The sequence below is a fragment of the Capnocytophaga sp. oral taxon 864 genome, from assembly GCF_002998835.1.
GTDB lineage: Bacteria > Bacteroidota > Bacteroidia > Flavobacteriales > Flavobacteriaceae > Capnocytophaga > Capnocytophaga ochracea.
In genome coordinates this window covers 2,376,322-2,399,442 of record NZ_CP027232.1, presented here as the reverse complement: position 1 = coordinate 2,399,442, position 23,121 = coordinate 2,376,322, and the positions used below count along the sequence as shown (strand labels likewise).

The following is a 23,121-nucleotide window of genomic DNA, read 5'->3' as shown; positions in this document are numbered from 1 at the left end:
ATCTTAATTTTTACCTTAAAAAATACTCTTTGGCACGGTTGTTGTACTATTTATAACCGTAAAAACAAACTTATATTTTTAATTTTTTATACTATGAAAAAGTTTTTAACATTTGTATTTTTAGCATTTTTTGGTGTAATGGCTTATGCCCAAGACGCTGAGATTTCTTTTAAATCTGAAGAAATTGATTACGGTAACATCAAACAAGGTGCAGACGGTGTGCGTGTGTTCGAGTTTACTAACACTGGTAAAGCACCCCTCGTAATTACTAACGTAGCTTCTTCTTGCGGTTGTACCGTTCCTTCTTGGACAAACCAACCCGTAGCACCAGGAGCTAAAGGGAAAATTGAAGTAAAATACGATACTAATCGTGTTGGACCTATCAGCAAGACTATTACTGTTACCTCCAATGCCAAATCAAGCCCTGTAAAAGGCTTACGTATCAGAGGAAATGTTCAATAATCCATAACTATTTATATTTTAATTTACTCCTTAGTCGCCTGCGTTTCTTTCCTTTGCAGGCGACTTTTTTGGTGTTAAACTTTTGTAAAAATGCAAATGGTAAGCATATTTTCCTTATCTTTGCACCCTATAAGAAAACTAAATAATTTGACAGATATGAAATTACACACACTCACTTTGTTCGCTGGGCTATTCGTAGCTCAAGTGTCATTTGCTCAAGTAGACGAAATGGGAACTATGACCGATACCACTACTCCAGTAGTTGCTCCCGCTCCTGTTGAAGCTACTCAAGCTCAGTCTCAAGCAGAACTTAAAGCTCAAAAGAGCAGTTAAAGGCTCAACAAAAATTACAAAAAGAGCAGGAAAAGGCTGTGAAAGCTGAGCAAAAAGTTGCTAAGGAGCAAGAAAAAGCCGCTAAAGAACAACAAAAAGCTGCTGCTCGTGCTCAAAAGAACCAAGAACGCTTGTCCAAAGCTAACTCTGAGGTTTCTAAAATAGAGGCTAAAATTACCAAAGCTAAAACTGATTTAGCTAAGGAACAAAACAAGTATAATTTAAAGAAAGCCAAAGGAGCTTTGTCTCCTCAAGACGATGCTAAGTTCAAAGGAAGAATCCTCAACAAAGAACAAAAGATTAACAGCTTGAATCTCGACCTTATCAAGGCTAAAGAAAAAGTAAACAAATACCAAATGGCAACTTAGTCATTGTTTTATTTTTAAAATTACACAAGAAAACCGAGTTACTTTCGTAACTCGGTTTTTATATTTCCTGATGTAATTTACATTAAAACTCTGCGCTCTGTGGTGTGCGTGGGTAAGGTATCACATCACGGATATTGGTCATTCCAGTAGCAAAGAGTACCAAGCGCTCAAAACCTAAACCAAAGCCACTGTGTACTGCTGTACCGAACTTACGGAGGTCTAAATACCACCAAAGGGTTGCCTCGTCCATATGAAGGTCGGCTATTTTTTGTTTGAGCACATCGTAACGTTCTTCACGTTGTGAGCCTCCTACAATTTCACCTATTCCTGGGAAGAGAATATCCATCGCGCGCACCGTTTTACCGTCTTCATTTAAGCGCATATAAAACGCTTTGATATTTGCGGGATAGTCGTATAGAATTACAGGACACTCAAAGTGTTTTTCCACCAAATAGCGTTCGTGTTCGCTTTGTAAATCTACACCCCATTCGTTTACGGGGTATTGAAATTTCTTCTTTTTATTGTGATTGCTATTCTTTAAAATATCTATCGCTTCAGTGTAGCTCACCCTCTTAAACTGATTGTGAATCACAAATTCAAGTTTTTCGATGAGTGACATTGTGCTGCGCTCGTTCTGTGGTTTAGTCTTCTCTTCTTCTAAAAATCTTTTGTTCAAGAACTCAAGGTCGTCACGACATACTTCCAAGGTATATTGCAATACGTATTTAATAAAATCTTCCGCCAAATTCATATTGTCGATAAGGTCATAGAACGCCATTTCGGGCTCTATCATCCAAAACTCAGCTAAGTGACGTGAGGTATTGGAGTTTTCAGCACGGAAAGTAGGTCCAAAGGTGTAAATCTTACCAAGCGCCATCGCAAAAGTCTCACCTTCTAACTGACCTGATACGGTAAGGTTTGTCTCCCTACCGAAGAAGTCTTTCTTGTAGTCTACTTCGCCGTTTTCATTAAGTGGTGGATTTTTGGCATCTAAGGTCGTTACACGAAACATCTCTCCAGCCCCTTCGGCATCACTACCCGTGATAATAGGCGTATTCACGTAGAAAAAGCCATTGTCTTGAAAGTATTTGTGAATAGCAAAAGCTAAAGTAGAACGCACGCGCATCACCGCACTAAAAGTACTAGAGCGCACGCGTAAGTGAGCGTTTTCTCTCAAGAATTCAAGTGAGTGTTTTTTAGGTTGGATAGGGTATTCTTCAGGGTTGCTATCACCTAATATACTGATGTTACTTGCTTGTAACTCTACGTTTTGCCCTTTACCTTGACTCTCCACAAGTCGTCCTTTTACTTCAATAGCTGCTCCCGTGGTAATGCGTTTAAGCAATTCAGGGTCGGTATTTTCAAAATCTACTACTACTTGTAAATTGTCGATTGTAGAACCATCGTTCAGGGCAATAAAGCGGTTGCTGCGGAAGGTGCGCACCCAACCTTTAAGAGTGATTTCTCCTTGTATGTTTTTTCCGTCTTGTAATAATTTTTTAATAGAATACATAACGCGTCTTATTTCTTATCTAATTCTGACGGCAAAAGTAATAACTTTTCAATAAATAACAAAGGAGTTTGGCTAAATCTCTAATTGTTTTTCACTTCTTACACTGTTCTGTTATAAACTTTTCATAAGTTTCCATCGTCTTACTTTCGCCTCAGATTCGCTCATCTTTCAAACAGCCCTTAATTATTAAACTCTTCTCTTTCCTATAAAAACTTTTCAAGCCTCACTTCCCATTTGCTAATTCTAAAATCTGCTAATTACATCTACTTGCGTGGCTTGTGTCTTTTACTTATAAAAAAGTTTTTTTAACTTGCAGTATAAATTCTTTGTTGTATATTTGTGGCATTAAAATCGAGTATTTATTGTTTAATAAAGATGGAAGAATTCAAGCAAAATACCTCAAACGACTGGTCGTTTATTCACAATAGGCAATATAACGATAACAACCTAAATAACAATCCCATAGGTCTGGTGGGGTTCATAACGTCTGTAGTGGCAATATTCCTCGTATTGCTCCCTATTGTGAACCTTATCATATGGCTCACCGGATTGATATTATCTATTATCGGAATGAGCAAGAAGCCTAAAACATTAGCCGTCGCAGGGCTTATTATTTCTGGAGTAACTTTTTTGGTGCTTATAGCCATTATTGCTTGTATCGTATTCTTAGCTACTAATTCCCAATAGTTTTTCTCCCCCTTTTATCTTTTACTCCTACCTTTTACCTAACTAAAATTGGAAGTAAATAAACGGTTGAATATCGGTAGAATAAGCCTGATAGCAAATGAGCACTACTACTAAGGCTATCGCTATTTTCACAGCGTAATGGCTCTCGGCAAACACGTGTTCCACATAGTCTTTCCAATGCTGTGGTAGCCAATGGGTAATATAACCAATCAAGATAACGCCTAATGGAATATTGTTATGTCTAATCACTTCGGTAGCAGTATCCCAACTCATATTGTTCGCCACTTGTGCGAACCATAAGTTTATGCTCTCCATATCATTACCTCGGAAGAATATGCGTGTAAAGGTAATAAAAGCAAAGGTAAAGGCTATCTTCCAAGCGCGAGTGATCCACAGCTTACTTTGCTCGTACGGACTCACCTTGCGCCAATACTTATAAGCTACTACACCCAAACCGTTCAATCCACCCCATATAACAAACTTCCACGAAGCTCCGTGCCACAATCCTCCAATGAGCATCGTAAGCATAATGTTGATATTGGTAGTCAAGTAACGCTCAAAAGGTTTGTAATAAAAAGCTAGTACCGCACCTGCTATCAGCAATCCCCCTGTGATAAAAGTAAAAGCGAGGTTACCAATCGCTACTACCAATATCACTACAAAAAGCAAGGAAAACACAAAAGTTCCTAAGGTGCTATTGCGGTTACCTCCTAACGGAATGTACAAATAGTCCTTCAACCAAGTAGAAAGCGAGATGTGCCAGCGTTTCCAAAAGTCTCCACAGTTCAAAGCCTTATAAGGTGAATTGAAGTTTACAGGCAAATGGAAGCCCATCAATAGCGCTACCCCTATGGCTATATCGGTATAGCCAGAAAAATCACCGTATATTTGGAGCGAGTAACCTATCAGAGCTAATAAGTTAGAAAAGCCCGAGTGCATTTCAGGAGCATCAAATACCTTATCCAAAAAGTGCAACGCGATAAAATCAGCAAATATCATCTTCTTGATAAGTCCTTTAAGAATAAGGAATATCGCCTTATTAAACTCTTCTTTGCTAATCTCTGTTTTTTTGAGAATTTGAGGTACAAACTCTTCTGCACGTACAATAGGACCTGCTACTAACTGAGGGAAGAAACTCACATAAAAACCAAAGTCTAATATCGATTTCAGTGGTGCAACCTTTCTGCGGTAAATATCCACTGTATAGCTAATGGTCTGAAAAGTGTAGAAAGAAATACCTACGGGCAATATAATTTTATCAACTGAAAAGTATCCGTTATAGTCAAACCCATTTGCCCAATAGGCTAAATAGTTAAAGGTTTGGTGATGAGTGTGAAATAGCGCATTGTAAGTATCAGTAAAGAAATAAGCATACTTAAAATAACTAAGTACCAATAAGTTCACACAAACGCTAATAGTAACTCCTATTTTGCGTCTTCGCTCTTCTTGTTGATTATAGATATAATGCCCCAAATAAAAGTCAGTAACAGTACTAAATATCAATAACAATACAAAAAGCCCACTTGCCTTGTAATAGAAGTAAAAGCTGGCAAGCAACAAAAACAAGTTGCGCACGTGCTTACGCTTATAGATGAGCACAAACACCGCATATACTAAAGCAAAGAATATCCAAAAGTCTATCCGTACAAAAGTAAGTGGGTGAGCCGACTCAAAGGTAAAGAAGTTTTTAAAGAAATCTATCATAGCTATTATTGCACTGTGGCAAGGTCGTTAAGTAGGCATTGGTAAAACACTTCCGAAATTAGTTTAGTCCCTTGTGGCGTAAAGTGTACGTAATCCGAAACAGCCATTCCTTTTTTCACCCACGCTGTCATCGAGTTTTCTCCTCCCATTGCTTCAAAGATACTAAAATAAGCAATCCCATTTTTCAAGGCTTCTTCCTTCATCAGTTTGTTCATTTTCGGCACAAAAGGATAGGTGATGAGTTGTCCATTACGCGAAGTTGTCATATCTCCAGGACCTAAAAGCATAAACATTGCATTGGGGTTGGCTCGCTTTACCCATTTGATATTAAATATCAACGCGTTTACATACTCCTGAAGCTGTTGGTCTGTTTTCATATAGGGGATTGTATTTCCTCCGTACTGAAAGATAAATATATCGGGTTTACGGTCAGCACTCATCTGTCTGAAATGCTCGTAATTCATACGTGTAAATATACGTCCTGCTTCCCCTCGCATCGCTACGTTATCCATTCGCACTCCTGAGGACGCATCAAGAGTAATCCCATAAAAATCCGGACTTATCTTGCCTTCCAATTCCACTTTTAGCTCCTTAGGAGTAGATGCGAAATTGAGCTTATAATTATGGTATTTACCATCTGAGATAAGAGTATCTATTCTTAGAATATTCCCGTCCTGATACACACGTATCTTCACTTTTGCCATCGCATTGCCATAATGCAACCCAAAGCGTGTGTAGTTTCTTAAACGTGCATACGATTTATCCGAAGGCTTAATCGTAAAGCTGGCTTTTGCTACGGGTAAGGCAGTCGTATCAGCAGTATTGCTCACATAATTAGTAAAACGTGAGAAAGTAGAGAACAAACCATACTTATCGTGCGCTACCGTTTTGCGCTGTTTGCGGTCGAAGAAAGCGTAGCGCGTCCAGTTAGGCGAAGCAATAATGTCCACACTGTTCTGGCTGTACACTACTTTTATAGGGATAAACCCCGGTCCTCCGCCAGTATATGCCAATTGCAATCGGTTGCGCACATAGCCGGTAATACGGTCTCCTTCTATTTGCGAATCACCATAATGCACTATTTGGCAGGTAGGCTGACACAGTTTCTCTTTAAGTCTTCTGATATAATCCGTATGATTCCCCGGGTAATATATTTTCCCTTCTATATTAGTTTCCGAAGTTTGTACCGTGTCCTTAACAATAGTATCCTTTTTTGTTAAGTTTTCGGTTTTTTCGTCTACAATGGTTTTAGTATCTTTAATAAGTTCGTCTACTTTATTATTTTCCTCTTCCCCTTTAAAGAGCATTCCCAATATATCAGGGGTCGGATAACGCAACATCGCGTCACCAAACACTATACCCTCCCGCACCATTCCTTTGGCGGTGGTGTGATAACTGCTGAAAAGGGTCATTGTAAAGAGAGCTACCAGCACCCCCACAATAAAGAGTAAGATTTTTTTAGGTTGCATAACTTAACTCATTAATAATTCCCACTCGGTCATTAAATCTTCCAACTGCTGTTTTTTCTGTTCGTATTCCTTGTAAAAAACATCGTTCTGTACGTCTTGTCCCATCTGCTCATTCATCGCTTTAAGCTCGTCTTCAAGAGCGGTAATGTTCTTCTCTATCTTGTTGAGCTTATTCTGAATGGCTTTCTGCTGTTTCTGTTCCTCAAACGAGAGTTTTTCTTCTTTCTGCGGTTCTTTTTCTACCTGCACAGGAGTGCTTTTGCTCTGCTGTTCTATCTCTCTAAAATTAACGGCAGCACGTTGTTCGAGGAAGAAATCGATGTCCCCAAGATATTCTTTCAGATGTTTGTTCTTAAACTCGTATACCTTATCGGTAAGCCCTTGCAAGAAATCGCGGTCGTGCGACACAATGATGAGCGTCCCTTCAAATTGCTGTAAGGCTTGTTTGAGTACGTTCTTCGATTTGATATCCAAGTGGTTCGTAGGCTCGTCCATCACCATTACGTTAAAGTCCGAAAGGAGCATCTTTGCCAATGCCAAACGGTTGCGCTCCCCTCCCGAAAGCACTTTCACTTTTTTGTCTACCTCATCACCACGGAAGAGAAAAGCCCCAAGTATGTCGCGTATTTTAGTGCGATTGCTGTCGTTAGCTGCATTAAACATCGTATCAAGCACAGTGAGTTCTCCATCTAAGTAGTCGGCTTGGTTCTGAGCAAAGTAAGCCAACTGTACATTGTGCCCCAGCCTGATAGTTCCTTCATAGGGTATTTCGCCCACTATCATCTTGGCGAGGGTCGTTTTCCCCTGCCCATTTTGTCCCACAAAAGCTACTTTGCTGCCTCGTTCTATAAGCAAACTCACGTGGCTGAGCACCTCTTTTTCACCATAACTTTTCGATACATCGTCTATTTCCAGCACCACCTTCCCTGGCGTTACCGATACGGGGAAACGCACGTTCATCACTGCGTTGTCTTCCTCGTCTACCTCTATGCGCTCTATTTTGTCCAACTTCTTGATAAGCGACTGTGCCATTGAGGCTTTGGTAGCTTTGGCGCGGAATTTTTCGATGAGCTTTTCAGTGTGTTGTATCTTTTTTTCTTGGTTTTTTTGTGAGGCGAGTTGCAGTTCCCGCATCTCTTTTCTGAGCTCTAAAAACTGAGTGTAAGGCTTCGGGTAATCGTATATTTTGCCTACCGAAATCTCAATCGTCCGATTGGTCACATTGTCTAAAAACATTCTGTCGTGCGACACAATTACCACCGCCCCGCTATAAGTAGAGAGAAACTGTTCTAACCAAATAATCGACTCTATATCCAAGTGGTTCGTAGGCTCGTCCAATAGCAATATATCGTTGTTCTGCAACAGCAGTTTTGCCAATTCTATACGCATACGCCACCCACCCGAAAAACTATCGGTGAGCTTGTCGAAATCACTCCGCTGAAAGCCCAACCCCAATAGCACTTTCTCGGTTTCACCTTGATATTGGTATCCCCCTATAAGGTCGAAACGATGCGTATAGTCGCTGAGTTTATCAAGCAAATCGTGGTACGCCTCGCTCTCGTAATCAGTGCGGGTTTCTATCTGGTGATGAATATCGTCCAACTGACGTTCCAAAGCCTTAATCTCAGTAAATGCCTGATAGGCTTCTTCCAAAATGGTACGTCCTTTCACAAAATCAATATCCTGTTTCAGAAATCCGATGCGTACATCTTTATCGGTAGCAATGCCTCCGGTATCGGGTTTAAGTTCGCGTGAAAGCAATTTGAGCATCGTCGATTTCCCCGCTCCGTTCTTGCCAATAAGCCCCACACGGTCGCCCGCATTGAGCATAAAAGCAACGTCCTCAAAGAGGTACTCGCCCTGAAAAGAAACAGATAGGTTGTGAACGTTCAGCATATGATATTCGTTATTTCGGGCGCAAAAGTACAAAACTATAAGTAATTAGCAATAAATAATGCCTAATTATTAGGTAAAATCAGTACAACCCTTCGCAAAAAATCCCCAATCACTAAAATCAAATCTCAAAATTCACAGCATTTTTCACTGCCTTACCTTCACCCACCGCTCATTATCTCTTCATTCATCAACCTCTTTTTCTCCGCCTTTCCGTCACCACATTCCCCCTTTTCCGTCGCTACACTCCCCCTTTGAAGGGGGCTAGGGGGATGTTTCTCTCGCTTCCCCATCGCTACGCTCCCCTTTTGAAGGTAGCCAGTGACAGCTGGGTATGTGCTCCGCCAGAGCGGAGATTCTGAATAGAAAGAAGTTTTCATCATTTTTTCCGCCACCACATTCCCCTTTTTCCGTCATACTCCCCCTAGTGCCTATGGCCTAAGGCCTAGTGCCTTTTCCCTTTCTTTCGCCTCGAAACCCCGTTTTTAACATTTTTAGCGTTGTTGTATGATATTATGAATCAAACACTTATATACCCTTTCTATACCAATCGTCCAAGATTCGTATAAGCTTCCTATAAGCTCTCTATAAGCTACCCCACCCTTCTAATAGCATTTTTTCATCAAAATTCCGCTTAACTCACTTCTGATATCTTTCGTTTTTCTCCGCCTCCATTTACTAATCTGCTAATTTTCTAATTCTCTAATTCTCTCATTTCCTAATTCTCCCATTTTCTCATTTCCAAATTTCCAAATTTGTCCATTTGCTAATTACTTCGTACCTTTGCACTTTCATTACCTGTCACCTAATTAAAATGAACACTCTTAAACAATATAACACGGTTATTGAACAATGTCGTACGCTCTTTATCAACAAGATGAAAGACTATGGCTGTGCCTGGCGTATCTTGCGCCTCCCTTCTCTTACTGACCAGATTCTCATCAAAGCACAACGCATTCGAGGGTTACAAGAGAATGCCGAGCATAAAATCGATGAAGACGAGACAGCCGAGTTTATAGGCATCATCAACTATGCCCTGATGGCTCTTATTCAAATAAATAAAGGAGTGGCTACCCAACCCGACCTTAGTCTCGAAGAGGCAACGGCTCTATACGACGCCAAAGTTGCCGAAGCACGCTCCCTTATGGAAGCTAAAAACCACGATTATGGCGAGGCGTGGCGCGAAATGCGGGTAAGCTCTCTTACCGACCTTATCCTGCAAAAGCTCTTGCGTGTAAAACAAATTGAAGATAATAAAGGAAAAACATTAGTTAGTGAAGGCATTGATGCTAATTATCAAGATATGATAAACTATGCAGTGTTTGCTCTCATACATTTAAACAATCAACATAACAACTAAATAACAACTTATATGAAATATCTTATCCAGCTTTGTCGCATATTATTAGGCGTTACTTTTATCATCAGTGGAATGATAAAACTCAATGACCCTATGGGCTTTTCATTTAAATTGGAGGACTATTTTGCTCCCGATGTGCTCAATATGCCTTTTTTTGTACCATACACTTTAACTTTTGCCATTTTGGTATGTATTTTCGAAGTAGTTTTGGGGGTAACCTTATTGGTAGGCTATAAAAAGAAGCTCACTTTGTGGCTTTTGCTGGCTATGTTAGTATTCTTCGGCTTCCTTACCTTCTATTCGGCTTATTTTCACAAAGTAACTGATTGTGGTTGTTTTGGTGATGCTATCAAATTTACACCTTGGCAATCGTTTACCAAAGATATGGTACTATTAGTTTTAGCTCTCATCGTCTTTTGGGGGCAAAAATATGTACAACCCATTACCAAAGGCAATTTACCTTTATTAATTACAGTAATCTCTGTGCTTTTCTGCATAAGCTTTGTATATTACGTGTACAATCACTTACCCATAAAAGATTTTCGCCCATATAAGATAGGAACAAATATCCCCAAAGGTATGGAATTACCGCCCAATGCCGTTACTTATTATTGGACTTTCAAAGTAAACGGCAAAGAAAAAGTGATTGTAACTAAAGATGCAAGTTTCCCAAAAGTAGATGGTGAATATGTAAGCTCTACCTCTACTACCGAATTGCCTCCTATACACGATTTTTATATTCAAGATAAAGATAGAGAAACAGACTATTTGCCACAATTTATGGCAGAAGAAAAGCTCTTGATGGTAGTTTCTTATCGCCTCGACCTTGCTGACCAAGAGGCTTTTAAGGCAATCAAAACAGTAACCGATAAAGCTCTTAAAAACGGATATACCGTGATAGGTCTTACCTCACAAATGGAGAAAGCTCCTTATATTGTAAAGAAATACGAACTCAATTTCAACTTTTATTATAACGATGCTACTACCCTCAAAACAATGATACGTTCTAATCCTGGACTTATAGTGCTTTCCAAGGGTACTATCATCGATAAAAAGCATTATAACGACAGCGAAAAATTATCAATTGATAAATAACACACCTTTTACTCACATTTCCAGCTATCGCTGGTTTTACCTTTTATCTTTTATCTTTTACCTAAAAACGTGTGGCGTAAAGTAAATACCGATTATCAGAATTATTTGCGATTACAACGTGGTTTATCGCAGAATACTGTTGTGTCTTATGGGTTAGATATTGAGAAACTCATAGGGTATTTGGAAAAATACAATATCACTGAACCCCCCGATACTATTCAGGTAGATACCTTGCGCCAGTTCGTATACGAAGTCTCCAAAGAACTCAACGCACGTTCACAAGCCCGACTCATATCGGCTTTAAAAAGTTTTTTTAAGTTTATGATTTCTGAGAAAGGACGTGAAGACTTCCCTATGAGCCTTATCGACAGCCCTAAAATAGGTGTAAAACTCCCCGATACACTTTCCTTAAAAGAAATAGATGCTATGCTCGCCTCCATAGACCTCAGCACCGATGAGGGGCATCGTAATAAAGCTATTATAGAAACACTTTACGGTTGTGGGTTGCGAGTGTCGGAATTGGTTTCTCTCCGTCTATCCGACTTGTTTTTCGAAGAAGATTTCATTAGAGTAATGGGGAAGGGTAGCAAACAGCGCTTAGTGCCTATTGAAAGCTATACGCAGAAACAAATTAACAATTATATCAATAACCAGCGTAAACAATTAAAGATAACAAAAGGGCACGAAGATTACGTTTTCCTAAACAGAAGAGGAAAACAACTTACTCGCGCAATGATATTTACTATTGTAAGACAAGTAGCTGAAAACATAGGATTACAGAAGACCATTAGCCCACATACTTTCAGACATTCTTTTGCGACACACCTATTGGAGAACGGTGCGAATCTGCGTGCCATACAGATGATGTTAGGTCACGAGAATATTACTACCACAGAAATATACGTACACGTAGAGAAGTCATATTTGAGGGAAGCTTTGGTGAAATACCACCCACGCCATAAGATGAACTTTACCCAATAGCCTATTATGTCATCACTCTATTACAAACAGATGAGTGAAGTTTTTCCTTATTAGATTTTTAACTATAGGTCTTCAAAATCAAGGTCTTTGTAAACACCATTACTATTGCTTACGCCTTCCAATCGCTCATTGTAATAGTTCTTTTTAAAATCTTTTTGATGACGTTCAGAAATTACTTCCTCTCCTTTTTCATCAAAAACATAGTTAGTCATTTCGTTTAAAATATCTTTAAACATTTCAAAATCCTCTTTATACAGATAGATTTTGTGCTTTTTGTAATGAAATGAGCCATCATCGTGAGTAAACTTCTTACTTTCGGTAATAGTCAAGTAATAATCATTAGCACGCGTTGCTCTCACATCAAAAAAATAGGTGCGTCTGCCTGCTCTTAAAACTTTTGAGAATATCTCTTCATTGTCTAATATTTCTTTTTCTTCCATCGTTATGTACGTATTTTTAAATTATTCTATCGGCAAAAGTCTTCATTTTTTATAGCAAGTGCAAATATTTATAGTATGAATTTTACTTTATTTCCTTATTTTAGTATAATTTTAAGGTTTCACACTTGAAAAAGACTACTAACCATAATTTTATCAAAAGAATATCACTTAAAATTTACCAATTAACTTCACCAACACCTTCTCCTTCATCTTAGCTTCGCTTTACCTTCGTCTTAGGTTCGAATAAGCCCTATCTTTCAGCCTAATTAGGCACTACTTCCTTATCCTATTACGACTTCTCTCCCTTCAACTACTATTTCAAAATCTCCCTCTGGACGCTCTTTTACGTATTGTATTTTGCGGATTTTAGTGAGGTAACTATGCTGTGCAATGGCGCGCTTTTCGTCTTCGACGATAACGGATACTATTTCACGCTCAGGATAAGTGAGCAATAGCAAGAAATCTAACTGACCATAATCATCGGCAATATGCAAAATACGCGCTTTTTCGGGTAATGAATGCACGAGTTCGTGATAGTGTTCGCGATGCTGCCTATAATCTTGTTTTACAGCGCGCACTACGTAATTTTCCTTGTATAAATAGTTTAAAAACAGTTTCTTTTTTAGGTAATCCACTCCTTCCAATCGCTTGCGCAAGGCGAGGAATTGCTGGCGATAGAAAGCACCTATCTGTTTGGCACGCTCGCGTGGAGTATTGCCAAAACGCTCATCGTTAGAAGCTATGGGTTCACCTACTACTACCGTAATAGCACCATCATAAACAATTATATCGCCTTTGGGTTGTACTTCCGAACAACCGTGAATATACACAGGTACAAGAGGCGTTTGGAAATGTTCGGCTATCAAGAAAGCACCTTTGTGAAAACGATGTATTTGGTTGGTATCAGAGCGTTTGCCCTCTGGAAAAATCATTACAGAAATACCATTTTTCAAGTTCTTTTCGAATAAAGGCATTCCTTTTTCTATGCCTTCAGAAACAGGAAAAAAGCCCATTGACTGTATATAACGTCCAAATACTACTGAGTTATACACCCAATCATTCACCATATAACTGACGCGATGTGTGAAAAGCCCTATTGCCAAAGTATCAAGCCACGAGGTATGATTGGAAATTACAACTGAAGGAGTTGTAAGTTGTATATGGCGTGGGTTCTCTACCCTTTTGCGCACAAAAGGATTGGCATAGAGTACCGAAGAGGTAAGCCAAGTAGCTAAATGCCTGAGCCACATAGTACGTTTGGGAGTATTTTTGGCAAGTAGCCAACCTATATTGGAGAGAATAATAGACGATAATCCGTAATAGGTAATTAGCAGTATGGATTGCACTAAAAGACGCAAACTCACCGGAGAACGCCCTCTATCTGGACGACGGAAGATAAAAAACTTAAATATAGTAGGGTAAAACACAAAAGTCATTGCTAAAGCAGTGAAAATACCTATCACCGATACCGATGCAATTGACTTTAAGGCAGGGTGTTTGGCAAAAATAAGCGTTCCGATAGCTAAAAAGGTAGTAATAGATGCCAAAAGTACTGACACTTTGTACACAGGAAGTTCATTTTTATCATCGGTATAGTCTTTTTGCAACGCACAAGTCATAAAAATACTAAAATCTACTGAATGCCCTAATACCAAAGTGCAGACAATCATACTAAACACATTGAACTCTATGCCAAAAAAGTTCATTAAAGCGGACGTAACTATCCCTGTAACACCAATAGGGATAAGAGTGAGTAACACCAACTCTATCCGCTTGAAGAACAAGAGCAGTATGAGGAAAATAGCGATAGATGAATAGTTTACTAACAGCAATATATCGTCTTTGAGTTTGCCTAAAAACGTTTCACTTAGGTTCTTGCGGTCGATAACAACGGTAGGCGTGTGTTTTTCTACTGAATGAATAAAAGGGTCACGCTCGGAGGGAGTGAGTTTTACGAGATTGGCAATGGTATAAAAGCCTTCTTTTTCGGTGATAAAATCTTCTAATGGAATGGCTGAAAAGGCTTTATAAGCATCAAGATTGTTTATAACTTCAAAATCAGCTGCTATACTTTGATAGAAAGGTGCGTAGGTTTCTTCTTTAAAACCAACCTCATTCCCTTTTCCTATCAGTTGTTGTTTTAGAAATTGCTGTCTTTCGGCATTCCAAAAATCTTTCCATCGTTGCAAACGCACTTCTTGTTCCTTTTTAGGCAATACAATCCCCCCGATAGAACTGAATTGCTTGATACTATCGTGTGCTTTATAACTTTGCAACTGCTGATATAGTGTATAATTGCGCTCTAAGGCTTCCTCTAAAGAGTTGCCATAAGCAGCAGCATAAAGTGATTTGTATTCGCTATCGGTGATGTTCTCTAATTGATGTTCAGCTGCCTTATAACGTTCGTTGATATAGTTGATATTGGCAATATCACCATTGAAACGGACATTATGAAAAGTAAAACAACTCACCGCTATCAGCAGTAAGCAAGCCCCTACTCCCCACTTGTTGTGATGAAATGGATAAGCCCCTATGCGGTCTAAAAAGGTTTTGCGCACCTCGATAGTGCGATTGCCACGGTAGAAATGAGGCACGAGCACCAACGACAATATGGCTGATACCATTATGCCCACGAAAGCAAATATTCCTAAATCTTGCATCACCTCCGAATGCACAAAGAGCAAGCAGAGGAATGAAATAGCGGTAGTGATACTGCTGAGCAATATAGGCACAGTTACAGCACGGTACAACTCGGCGGTGTTTTTAGCTACCTTGTAATGTGTGAGGATATGTAGCGAATAATCGATAGTAACCCCTAAGAGTACCGCTCCTAAACTGATAGAAATTGCTGAAATACTGCCTTTGAGCACATAGAGTGTTGCCAAAGCGGAGAGCACCCCAAAAGCAGAAGGGATAAAAGCGATAAAAGGAATATAGACACTTCGATAAAAGAAGACAAGCAATAAATAAAGTGCTGATAGCGAAATGAGTACTGTGGTGAGGATATCGGTTTTGATTTGAGAGGCGTTGCTCACCGAGATAAAGGGAGCCCCAAAGAAATCTACACGCGCTTTTCCTTTATACTGGGCGTTGAGATGGTCTTGCAACTCGTCTAACCCTGCGACGAAAGCGGCATTGTGTTCGCTATCGTTGCCATCGTACTTAGGGTTGATAAAGAAGAGGATATGTTGCTCGTCGTTAGTAGTGAGGAAACCATTGGCAATCTTAAAATCGTTGCCTGTATTGAGCTCTTGAAGTTTGCGCAAACCGCGAAAAGTGAGACCAAAGGGGTCTTTACGGATAAACTGTTGTGCCACCATACCCGCAGGAGTGAGCATCGTTTTGTACTGACTCTCCACCATTGATTTGAGACTATCGGGGGCTAAACGGCGTTCTAAATAAGCGTAATCTTCATCGTTTAGAAAAAGAGGTAAGTGGTCGTTTACAAACTGCCAAGTCTCATCAATTTCTTCTTCGTTTATAATCCCCTGAATACTGGTGATATACTTCGTCATAGAAGCATTGAGTGTATCGTGCAAAGTTTCGGCAACTGCCTGCATATCGGTGAGTGTTCCGCCTTTTTTGGCTGTTACCATTACCGAGATTTTATCGGCAAAATTGAGTTGTTTGAGCACCTTGGAAGTGAGGTTCGTCTTGTCGTTTTGAGGGAGTACTTTGGTAATATCCTCTTCAAACCGCAACTGACTCAAGCCATAAATGGCAATCAGCGCCCAAGCGGTGAAGAATGAGAAGGTTGCGAGTTTATGAGTGGTGATATATTGGTAAATTCTGTTTAACATCTGCGTTTATTTATCGGACAAAAGTATAGAATAATTAGCAAATAGACAAATTTGGAAATGAGAAAATGGGAGAATGAGAGAATTAGGAAATTAGAAAATTAGGAAATTAGGAAATGAGAGAATTAGAAAATTAGGAAATGAGAGAATGGGGCGGGAGCTATAAGAAACGCCAGCGAAAAGGATTAACTTTGCCAAAGGCGCGAGTCGCACGGGCAGTGTGAGCCACACGGGCAGGGAAAAAATTAGAAAATTAGGAAATGAGAAAATTAGGAAATGTGGAAGGTTGAGGAGTTCGAAAGATAACGGAGAAGAACGGAAGAGAGCTGAGAAGAATTTTGATGAAAAAAGGCTATGAGAAGGGTGGGGGTAGCTTATAGAGAGCTTATAGGAAGCTTATACGAATCTTGGACGATTGGTATAGAAAGAGTATGTAAAAAGTTGATTCATAGAATAATACAACAGCACTAAAAATGTTAAAATCGGGGTTTCGAGGCGAAAGAAAGGGAAAAGGTACTAGGCCTTAGGCCATAGGCACTAGGGGGGAGTATGACGGAAAAGGGGGAATTAGAGACAAAACATACTCTTTTAAAGGGGGAATGTAGCGACGAAAAAGGGAAGAAATGAAGAATGACAGGGGACAAATGACGAGTGATAAATGACGAATAACAGATTTTTGAATGAGCAATACATAAAGATAAAAGGAAGATAACTTGCGATAGTTATTGAAGGAAGGAGATGTACGGGCAGTTGTTGGACGAGGCTGATGGGGCGGAGAAGGAGAACGAGATAGATAGGGTAGACTAGATGGAGTGAGCGGACAAGGTGGATAAGGCAGAGCAGTTGGACGTTTCTGACGACTAAAATTAACCCCTTATAACTAAAAATTAACTGCTAAATATTGCTTTTTGTCGATAAAATAAGGCTTTTCGTCGATTATTTTTGCGGACTCCGCCCGTATTGCAGTACCTTTGTCACAGCTAAATGACAAAAAGTTACTTAAAAACTAAAAACGATGAAAAGAACTTTGTACATATCTCTTTTGTGTCTCTGTCCTTTGTTAGCAGGGGCTCAAGCAAAACAATGGTCGCTGGCTGACTGTATCAACTATGCGGTACAGAACAATATTTCTGTAAAGAAGACGGAACTGAACCAGCAGACGGCTGAAATCAATTACAGTCAGGCGAAGAGCAACCGCTTGCCTACGGTAAGTGGCTCGGCTTCGGCAAACCAGAATTACGGTTCGGCAATCAATCAGATTTCTAACGAACGGGTGTCGCGCCGTACGTTCTCCAACAACTTTGGGGTATCGGCATCTATGCCACTCTATCAGGGCAATAAACTGAACCTACAAGTAGACCGCAGTAAGTTATTGCTCGAACAGAATGAACTGTACGTGCAAGAGGCGAAAAATAACATCACTTTGAGTGTGCTTGAAGCCTATCTGCAAGCCCTTTACAGCTATGAGGGCATAGAGGTAGCTAAGAATACGGCACGCTCTTCGGGTGAGGAATTGAAGCAAGCACAGGGTAAGTTTGCCAATGGGTCTATTGCTAAACTGAGTTTAGCTGAGATAGAAACGCGTCACGCCAACAACGAGTATGCTATTATCAAAGCAGAAAATGAATACGAAAGTAGGGTACTGACCCTCAAACAACTGTTGGAGCTTCCTCCTAATAGTGATTTCGCCATTGCGCTCGACCTTCCCGCAGATGATGAAACGGCGATTATCCCTAATAAAGATGTGGTATTTGCGGAAGCCAAACAAAAGCTTCCCAATCTAAAAATCTATCAATCACAACAAAAGATAGCTGAAAAAGATATCAAGATAGCCAGAGCGGGCTATGCCCCTACTCTATCGCTACAAGCAGGAGTAAATACAGGATATTCAAACCTCAACGATTTGAGCTATCGCACGCAGTTGGACAGCAATTTCGGTCAAACCATAGGAGCATCGCTCAATATTCCTATCTTTTCGCAGTTCAGAAATAAGAACAATGTAAAGCTGGCTAAGGTTACCCAACAGCAAGCGGTGCTCGACGAACAACAAGCGGAAAAAGACCTTTATACCAAAATAGAAACCGCTTGGCAGAATGCTACCACTCACCAAGCGCAACAAGCAGCTTCGCGCACGGCTCGTGACAATGCTAAATTGGCATACGATTTGGCAGTAAAAAAGCACGAATTCGGTGGACTTACCAATACCGAGCTTCTCGTAAGCGAAAACGCTTACCTCAACGCGGAACAAACCTATTTGCAAAATAAGTATATGCAGGCGCTGTATGTACAGTTGCTGAAGTTTTATATGGGAGTCCTCCCCCTAACCCCCTCCTTGGGAGGGGGAATGTAGCGATGCTCATCTTTCTAAAAACTAATCTATAAAATATTGTCTAACAAATAATGACTAAATACAATGAAAAAACACATCAAAAAAATTATTATTATTGCGCTATTAGCGATAGTAGCTTATGGGGTGTATCACTTCTTTATGAAGGAAAAACCTACTTTTATCGTCCTGCAAACCGATAAGGTAACCGAAGGTGACGTTACTACCGAAGTAACTGCTACTGGTAGCGTACAGCCAGTGGACGAGGTGGAAGTAGGTACCCAAGTATCGGGATTGGTAAGCAAGATTTACGTAGATTACAACAGCCAAGTGAAGAAAGGACAGCTACTGGCGGAACTCGACAAGACGAACCTACAAGAAATGGTTGTAAATGCTACTGCCAATTACCAATCGGCACTCAACGAACTGAATTACTACCGCCAGAATTACGAACGACAACAGAAAATGTACAATGCCCAAGTGATTAGCAAATCGGACTACGAGCAAGCGTTGTATCAGTTCAACAACGCAAAAACAAATGTAGCACAACGCCTTACGACCCTCAATCAGGCAAAAACCAATTTGGGGTATGCCAATATCTATTCGCCTATCAATGGGATTATCCTCAGCAAAGAGGTAGAAGAAGGGCAAACGGTAGCCGCCTCGATGAGTGCGCCTACACTTTTCAAGATAGCCAAAGACATCAAGCGTATGCAGGTGGAAGCCGATGTAGACGAAGCCGATATAGGACAAGTGAAAGTAGGGCAACGTGTGAGCTTTACCGTAGATGCTTACCCCCAAGAAGAGTTTTCGGGGAAGGTAACCCAAGTGCGTCTATCACCTACTACGACTTCGAACGTGGTGACCTACACGGTGATAGTAGAGGCTGAAAACCCCGATGAGAAGCTCAAACCTGGGCTTACCGCGACCATCGCTATCTATACCAATGAGCTGAAAGGCGTAACCATAGTGCCTGCGAAAGCGATGAATTTCACCCCAGACATCGACCTACTGATGCAATACTACGCTCAGAAAGACATTAACGCTCCAATGCCCAAAGTACAGCACAGCAAGGGTAAAAACAAATACGTATGGGTGGTAAACACCGACGGTAGTCTTGCCCAAAAAGCGATAACCATAGGCAGTAATGATGGTATCAACGTGCAAGTAGTAAGCGGACTAAGTGTTGGAGAAAAAGTAGCTACCAACTTGCAAAGCAATCGCCCTCAAGTAGCAGAAGGTGAGAAAAATAACGACGATAGCAGTAGTCCGTTTATGCCTAAACGCCCCCGTCGTGATAACTCAAAAGCCAAATAAATGAAAAAAGCAATCATCGACATACGCGATATGAAACGCGAGTTTAAGATGGGCAACGAGACAGTTCACGCCCTCAAAGGCATTAACCTCACCATTCACGAGGGTGAGTTCGTAACCATTATGGGACCGAGTGGGTCGGGTAAATCAACCTTATTGAACATATTAGGTTGTTTAGACCGTCCATCGTCAGGCGATTACATTTTGGACGGCATCTCGGTGAAAGATATGAGCAAGAACGAACTCGCAACGGTACGCAACACCAAGATAGGTTTTATCTTTCAGTCGTACAATCTTTTGGCGCGTACCTCAGCTATCGAGAATGTAGAGCTCCCTTTGATGTACAACTCTAAAATCTCGGCTAAAGAACGTCGCGAGCGCGCTATTGAAGCTCTCATCAGCGTAGGCTTGGAAAGCCGATTGAACCACTTGCCCAGTGAACTCTCGGGTGGACAACAGCAACGGGTAGCCATTGCGCGTTCCTTAGTGAACCACCCGGTGATACTCCTTGCCGATGAGGCTACCGGTAACCTTGACACTAAAACCTCTTATGAGGTAATGGAGCTTTTCCAACGCCTTAACGACCAAGGTAGTACCATAGGGTTTGTAACCCACGAGAACGACATCGCCCTTTTCAGCAAACGCACAGTTGTACTCAAAGACGGACATATCATCAGTGATAAGGAAGTAACCGATAGACTAAACGCCAAAGAACAGTTGGCACAATTACGAAATACGAATGACGCAGACTGAATCTTTTTTAATTAAAAATTTGCAGGTTTGAAAATTTGTACTACTTTTGCAAAAATAACAGGTGTTATATTACAGATGTTATAACAAAGTTTTATGCCGAAATCAACAACAATAACGCAAGAAGTAATTATAGGAACCGCCTTTGAAATGGTGCGAAAAGAAGGCTTTGCAGTCCTTTCAGCCCGAAATATTGCCAAGCAAATAGGTTGCTCCACTCAGCCCATCTATTGGTGCTATAAAAATATGGATGACCTTAAAGCCGAAATCTGCAAAAAAGCACTGTCCTTCCTGCAAAGTGTAGTGCTCAGTTACTCAAAAACAGGCAATACTCTTTTGGATTTAGGACTCGGATACGTGTGGATGGCACACACCGAGCCCGCCCTATTCAAGGCTTTTTATATGGATAATGTAACCAATGTAAAACTTACTGACATTTTTCCCGAAAGTGAGCGAGTAGTAGAAATAATGAAAAATAGCGAGGAATGCCAAAACCTATCTGATGAAGAGCTGAAGAATGACATTGCTAAAGGTTGGATGTTGGCACACGGTATCGCCTCATTGGTTGCTGTTGGTATGCTTGTTTACGACGAAGATAAAATTTTAGAAATATTAAAATAAATCTACCTTAATATGAGAACCAATAAAAAAACACTTCGGAATATAATCCTATTTAGCTTGGTAGCCATCTCTTGCGGATGGATAGGCGTTGGGGTAAACCAGTTACTTGGCGAACCTTCTAATTTAGAGTCTTTGGGATCAGGGATTTTTATTGCTTCTCCTATTGTGTGTATGATTTTGCTCTGCCTTTTGGGTGGCGATGGTTGGAAAGATTTCCCTTTAAAACCTCGTTTCAAGCAAAACACTCGCTGGTATATCTTTGCCATTGCAGTCTATCCCGTGGTTATTGGTATAACACTATTTGTTGGCAAGCTATTAGGTTGGGTAGATGTGAGTAAGTTTAGTATTACTGCCTATCTCCCTGTTTTTGCGACTGCTTTCTTACCCGTTTTTATCAAAAATATTTTAGAAGAGACGGCTTTTCGAGGCTATCTCACCGTAAAAATGGAACAACTCACCAAAAACGAATGGGTGATTTATGTAGTGGTGGCATTCGTATGCCAAATATGGCACCTGCCATACAATCTCATATTCTTAGACGATGCTTATCAGGCAACCTTTTTCCCTTATAGCAAAGTATTATTTGTTTTGGTGAGCTTTGTAGTCATTGCTGTTTGGACAATAATGTACACCGAAATTTTCTTTCTATCGCGTTCACTTTTATTGGTAGTTTTGACGCACTCAATGAAAGACGCTCTTAACCCTCTCATTTCAGAAGGATTTACTGTTATTTCACCCGATAAAACACTTTTAGTATCCCCTCTTTTTGGTCTTATTCCAACGTTGATATACTTGGCTATAGGCTTGTATTTAAGAAGAATACGCAAAAGCAAAGAGCGCCTTCAATCCTAATGAATAAATCGTATAAACTAAAATTTCAATAATATGAGTTCAAACACTGAAAACCCTGTAAATGTTGCTTCTTGGGATAAGATTTTCCCTAAAAGCGATAAAGTTGAACACAAAAAAGTATCATTCAAAAACCGCTATGGTATCACCCTTATTGGCGACTTGTATTTCCCGAAAAACAGCGAAGATAAAAAACTTGCTGCCCTTGCTATTTGCGGCGGGTTTGGAGCTGTAAAAGAACAAGCCTCAGGATTTTACGCCCAAACAATGACTGAAAGAGGCTTTGTAACCTTAGCTTTCGACCCTTCCTATACGGGAGAGAGCGGTGGAGAACCTCGCAATGTAGCATCGCCCGATATCAATACCGAAGACTTTTCGGCAGCGGTGGATTGCTTAGGAATTCAACCCTTTGTCGATAGAGAAAAAATAGGAATCATAGGTATTTGTGGTTGGGGTGGCTTTGCACTGAATGCTACAGCCATCGACACACGTATTAAGGCTGTTGCCACAATGGTAATGTACGATATGTCGCGTGTTTTTAGCAAAGGTTATTTTGATGCCAATACGCCCGAAATGCGTTTGGAAATGAAGCGTTCACTCAATGCTATCCGTTGGAAGGATGCCGAGACAGAAACCCCTACTCCAGGTTACCCTATGCCCGATACTCCATCAGATAAAGTTCCTCAATTCTTGAATGATTATATTGAGTTTTACAAAACGCCACGAGGGTTCCACGAGCGTTCAGTTTCTAATCACGTTTGGACAGCCACTACGCTGCTTTCATTTATGAATTTTCCCCTGTTAGCCTATGCGAACGAAATAGAAGTGCCAACCCTTATGATTGCAGGAGAAAATGCTCATTCGCGCTATATGAGTGAAGATGCCTATAAGTTAATTGGAAGCGAGAAAAAAGAACTGTTGATTGTTCCTAATGCACGTCACACCGATTTTTACGACAATCAAGCTGGAGTAATTCCGTTTGATAAGTTAAAAGCGTTTTTTAGTGAGAATCTTCAATAAAATAAAGTATAAAAACAAGTCGCAAGCTAATTTTACTGAAAGAGAGGGAGGTAAAAGTAAGAAGAACTTAAAATAACTTTATCCCGCTTTGTTTTTGATACATTATGAGGTCTGCTGGCAAATAGTAAAAGGCGAGTAC

General features: G+C 40.3%; 17 protein-coding genes and 1 pseudogene. 12 read left to right on the top strand and 6 right to left on the bottom strand.

Annotated features, from left to right (window positions below):
- The first annotated feature begins 93 nt into the window (after window positions 1-93).
- A complete protein-coding gene (locus C3V44_RS10815; protein ID WP_002673576.1) occupies window positions 94-462 on the top strand; it encodes a DUF1573 domain-containing protein in 369 nt (122 codons plus the stop codon).
- A 90-nt stretch (window positions 463-552) separates the two neighbouring features.
- Window positions 553-1,163: pseudogene (locus tag C3V44_RS10810) on the top strand (hypothetical protein).
- Between the two features lie 82 nt (window positions 1,164-1,245).
- On the opposite strand, the gene asnS reads toward C3V44_RS10810, so the two are convergent.
- The gene (asnS, locus tag C3V44_RS10805; protein ID WP_106096463.1) at window positions 1,246-2,676 is read right to left on the bottom strand and encodes an asparagine--tRNA ligase; all 1,431 of its coding nucleotides are present in this window, start codon (window positions 2,674-2,676) and stop codon (window positions 1,246-1,248) included.
- Between the two features lie 375 nt (window positions 2,677-3,051).
- Between asnS and C3V44_RS10800 the strand changes: the two genes are divergently transcribed.
- Window positions 3,052-3,363: a hypothetical protein gene (locus C3V44_RS10800; protein ID WP_106096462.1), complete on the top strand. Its 312-nt coding sequence runs from the start codon at window positions 3,052-3,054 to the stop codon at window positions 3,361-3,363.
- A 42-nt stretch (window positions 3,364-3,405) separates the two neighbouring features.
- Here C3V44_RS10800 and C3V44_RS10795 read toward each other — a convergent pair whose 3' ends face one another.
- From C3V44_RS10795 to C3V44_RS10785, 3 genes are read right to left on the bottom strand one after another with little or no spacing between them, the layout of a single operon-like run.
- Entirely contained in the window at window positions 3,406-5,067 is a 1,662-nt protein-coding gene (locus C3V44_RS10795; protein ID WP_106096461.1) for an MBOAT family protein, read from the bottom strand.
- Between the two features lie 5 nt (window positions 5,068-5,072).
- Window positions 5,073-6,536, bottom strand: coding sequence for a lipase (locus tag C3V44_RS10790; RefSeq protein ID WP_106096460.1), 1,464 nt, complete (start codon window positions 6,534-6,536; stop codon window positions 5,073-5,075).
- 3 nt (window positions 6,537-6,539) lie between these two features.
- A complete protein-coding gene (locus C3V44_RS10785; protein WP_106096459.1) occupies window positions 6,540-8,432 on the bottom strand; it encodes an ABC-F family ATP-binding cassette domain-containing protein in 1,893 nt (630 codons plus the stop codon).
- A gap of 811 nt (window positions 8,433-9,243) precedes the next feature.
- On the opposite strand from C3V44_RS10785, the gene C3V44_RS10770 reads away from it, so the two are divergent.
- The 3 genes from C3V44_RS10770 to xerD all read left to right on the top strand — a co-directional run bounded on the left by C3V44_RS10770 (window position 9,244) and on the right by xerD (window position 11,865).
- Window positions 9,244-9,789 (top strand): DUF1599 domain-containing protein, encoded by a 546-nt coding sequence (locus C3V44_RS10770; protein ID WP_106096457.1) that lies wholly within the window; start codon window positions 9,244-9,246, stop codon window positions 9,787-9,789.
- Between the two features lie 12 nt (window positions 9,790-9,801).
- Window positions 9,802-10,884: a BT_3928 family protein gene (locus tag C3V44_RS10765; protein WP_002673587.1), complete on the top strand. Its 1,083-nt coding sequence runs from the start codon at window positions 9,802-9,804 to the stop codon at window positions 10,882-10,884.
- Between the two features lie 69 nt (window positions 10,885-10,953).
- On the top strand, window positions 10,954-11,865 hold the full coding sequence (gene xerD, locus C3V44_RS10760) for a site-specific tyrosine recombinase XerD (protein WP_106096456.1): 912 nt from the start codon (window positions 10,954-10,956) through the stop codon (window positions 11,863-11,865).
- Between the two features lie 62 nt (window positions 11,866-11,927).
- Here xerD and C3V44_RS10755 read toward each other — a convergent pair whose 3' ends face one another.
- Window positions 11,928-12,305: a PUR family DNA/RNA-binding protein gene (locus tag C3V44_RS10755; RefSeq protein WP_009410371.1), complete on the bottom strand. Its 378-nt coding sequence runs from the start codon at window positions 12,303-12,305 to the stop codon at window positions 11,928-11,930.
- A gap of 281 nt (window positions 12,306-12,586) precedes the next feature.
- Complete coding sequence (locus C3V44_RS10750; protein WP_106096455.1) at window positions 12,587-16,105, bottom strand: efflux RND transporter permease subunit; 3,519 nt, start codon at window positions 16,103-16,105, stop codon at window positions 12,587-12,589.
- Window positions 16,106-17,117: 1,012 nt separating this feature from the next.
- On the opposite strand from C3V44_RS10750, the gene C3V44_RS10745 reads away from it, so the two are divergent.
- The 6 genes from C3V44_RS10745 (at window position 17,118) to C3V44_RS10720 (ending at window position 22,982) form a co-directional block, all read left to right on the top strand.
- The gene (locus C3V44_RS10745) at window positions 17,118-18,452 is read left to right on the top strand and encodes a TolC family protein (protein ID WP_106096454.1); all 1,335 of its coding nucleotides are present in this window, start codon (window positions 17,118-17,120) and stop codon (window positions 18,450-18,452) included.
- 63 nt (window positions 18,453-18,515) lie between these two features.
- A complete protein-coding gene (locus tag C3V44_RS10740) occupies window positions 18,516-19,745 on the top strand; it encodes an efflux RND transporter periplasmic adaptor subunit (RefSeq protein WP_106096453.1) in 1,230 nt (409 codons plus the stop codon).
- Window positions 19,746-20,495, top strand: a complete 750-nt coding sequence (locus C3V44_RS10735; protein ID WP_009410377.1) for an ABC transporter ATP-binding protein — start codon at window positions 19,746-19,748, stop codon at window positions 20,493-20,495.
- Between the two features lie 93 nt (window positions 20,496-20,588).
- Entirely contained in the window at window positions 20,589-21,113 is a 525-nt protein-coding gene (locus C3V44_RS10730) for a TetR/AcrR family transcriptional regulator (protein WP_106096452.1), read from the top strand.
- A 12-nt stretch (window positions 21,114-21,125) separates the two neighbouring features.
- Window positions 21,126-21,965: a type II CAAX prenyl endopeptidase Rce1 family protein gene (locus C3V44_RS10725; protein ID WP_106096451.1), complete on the top strand. Its 840-nt coding sequence runs from the start codon at window positions 21,126-21,128 to the stop codon at window positions 21,963-21,965.
- 33 nt (window positions 21,966-21,998) lie between these two features.
- Complete coding sequence (locus tag C3V44_RS10720; protein ID WP_106096450.1) at window positions 21,999-22,982, top strand: alpha/beta hydrolase; 984 nt, start codon at window positions 21,999-22,001, stop codon at window positions 22,980-22,982.
- Window positions 22,983-23,121: the final 139 nt, after the last annotated feature.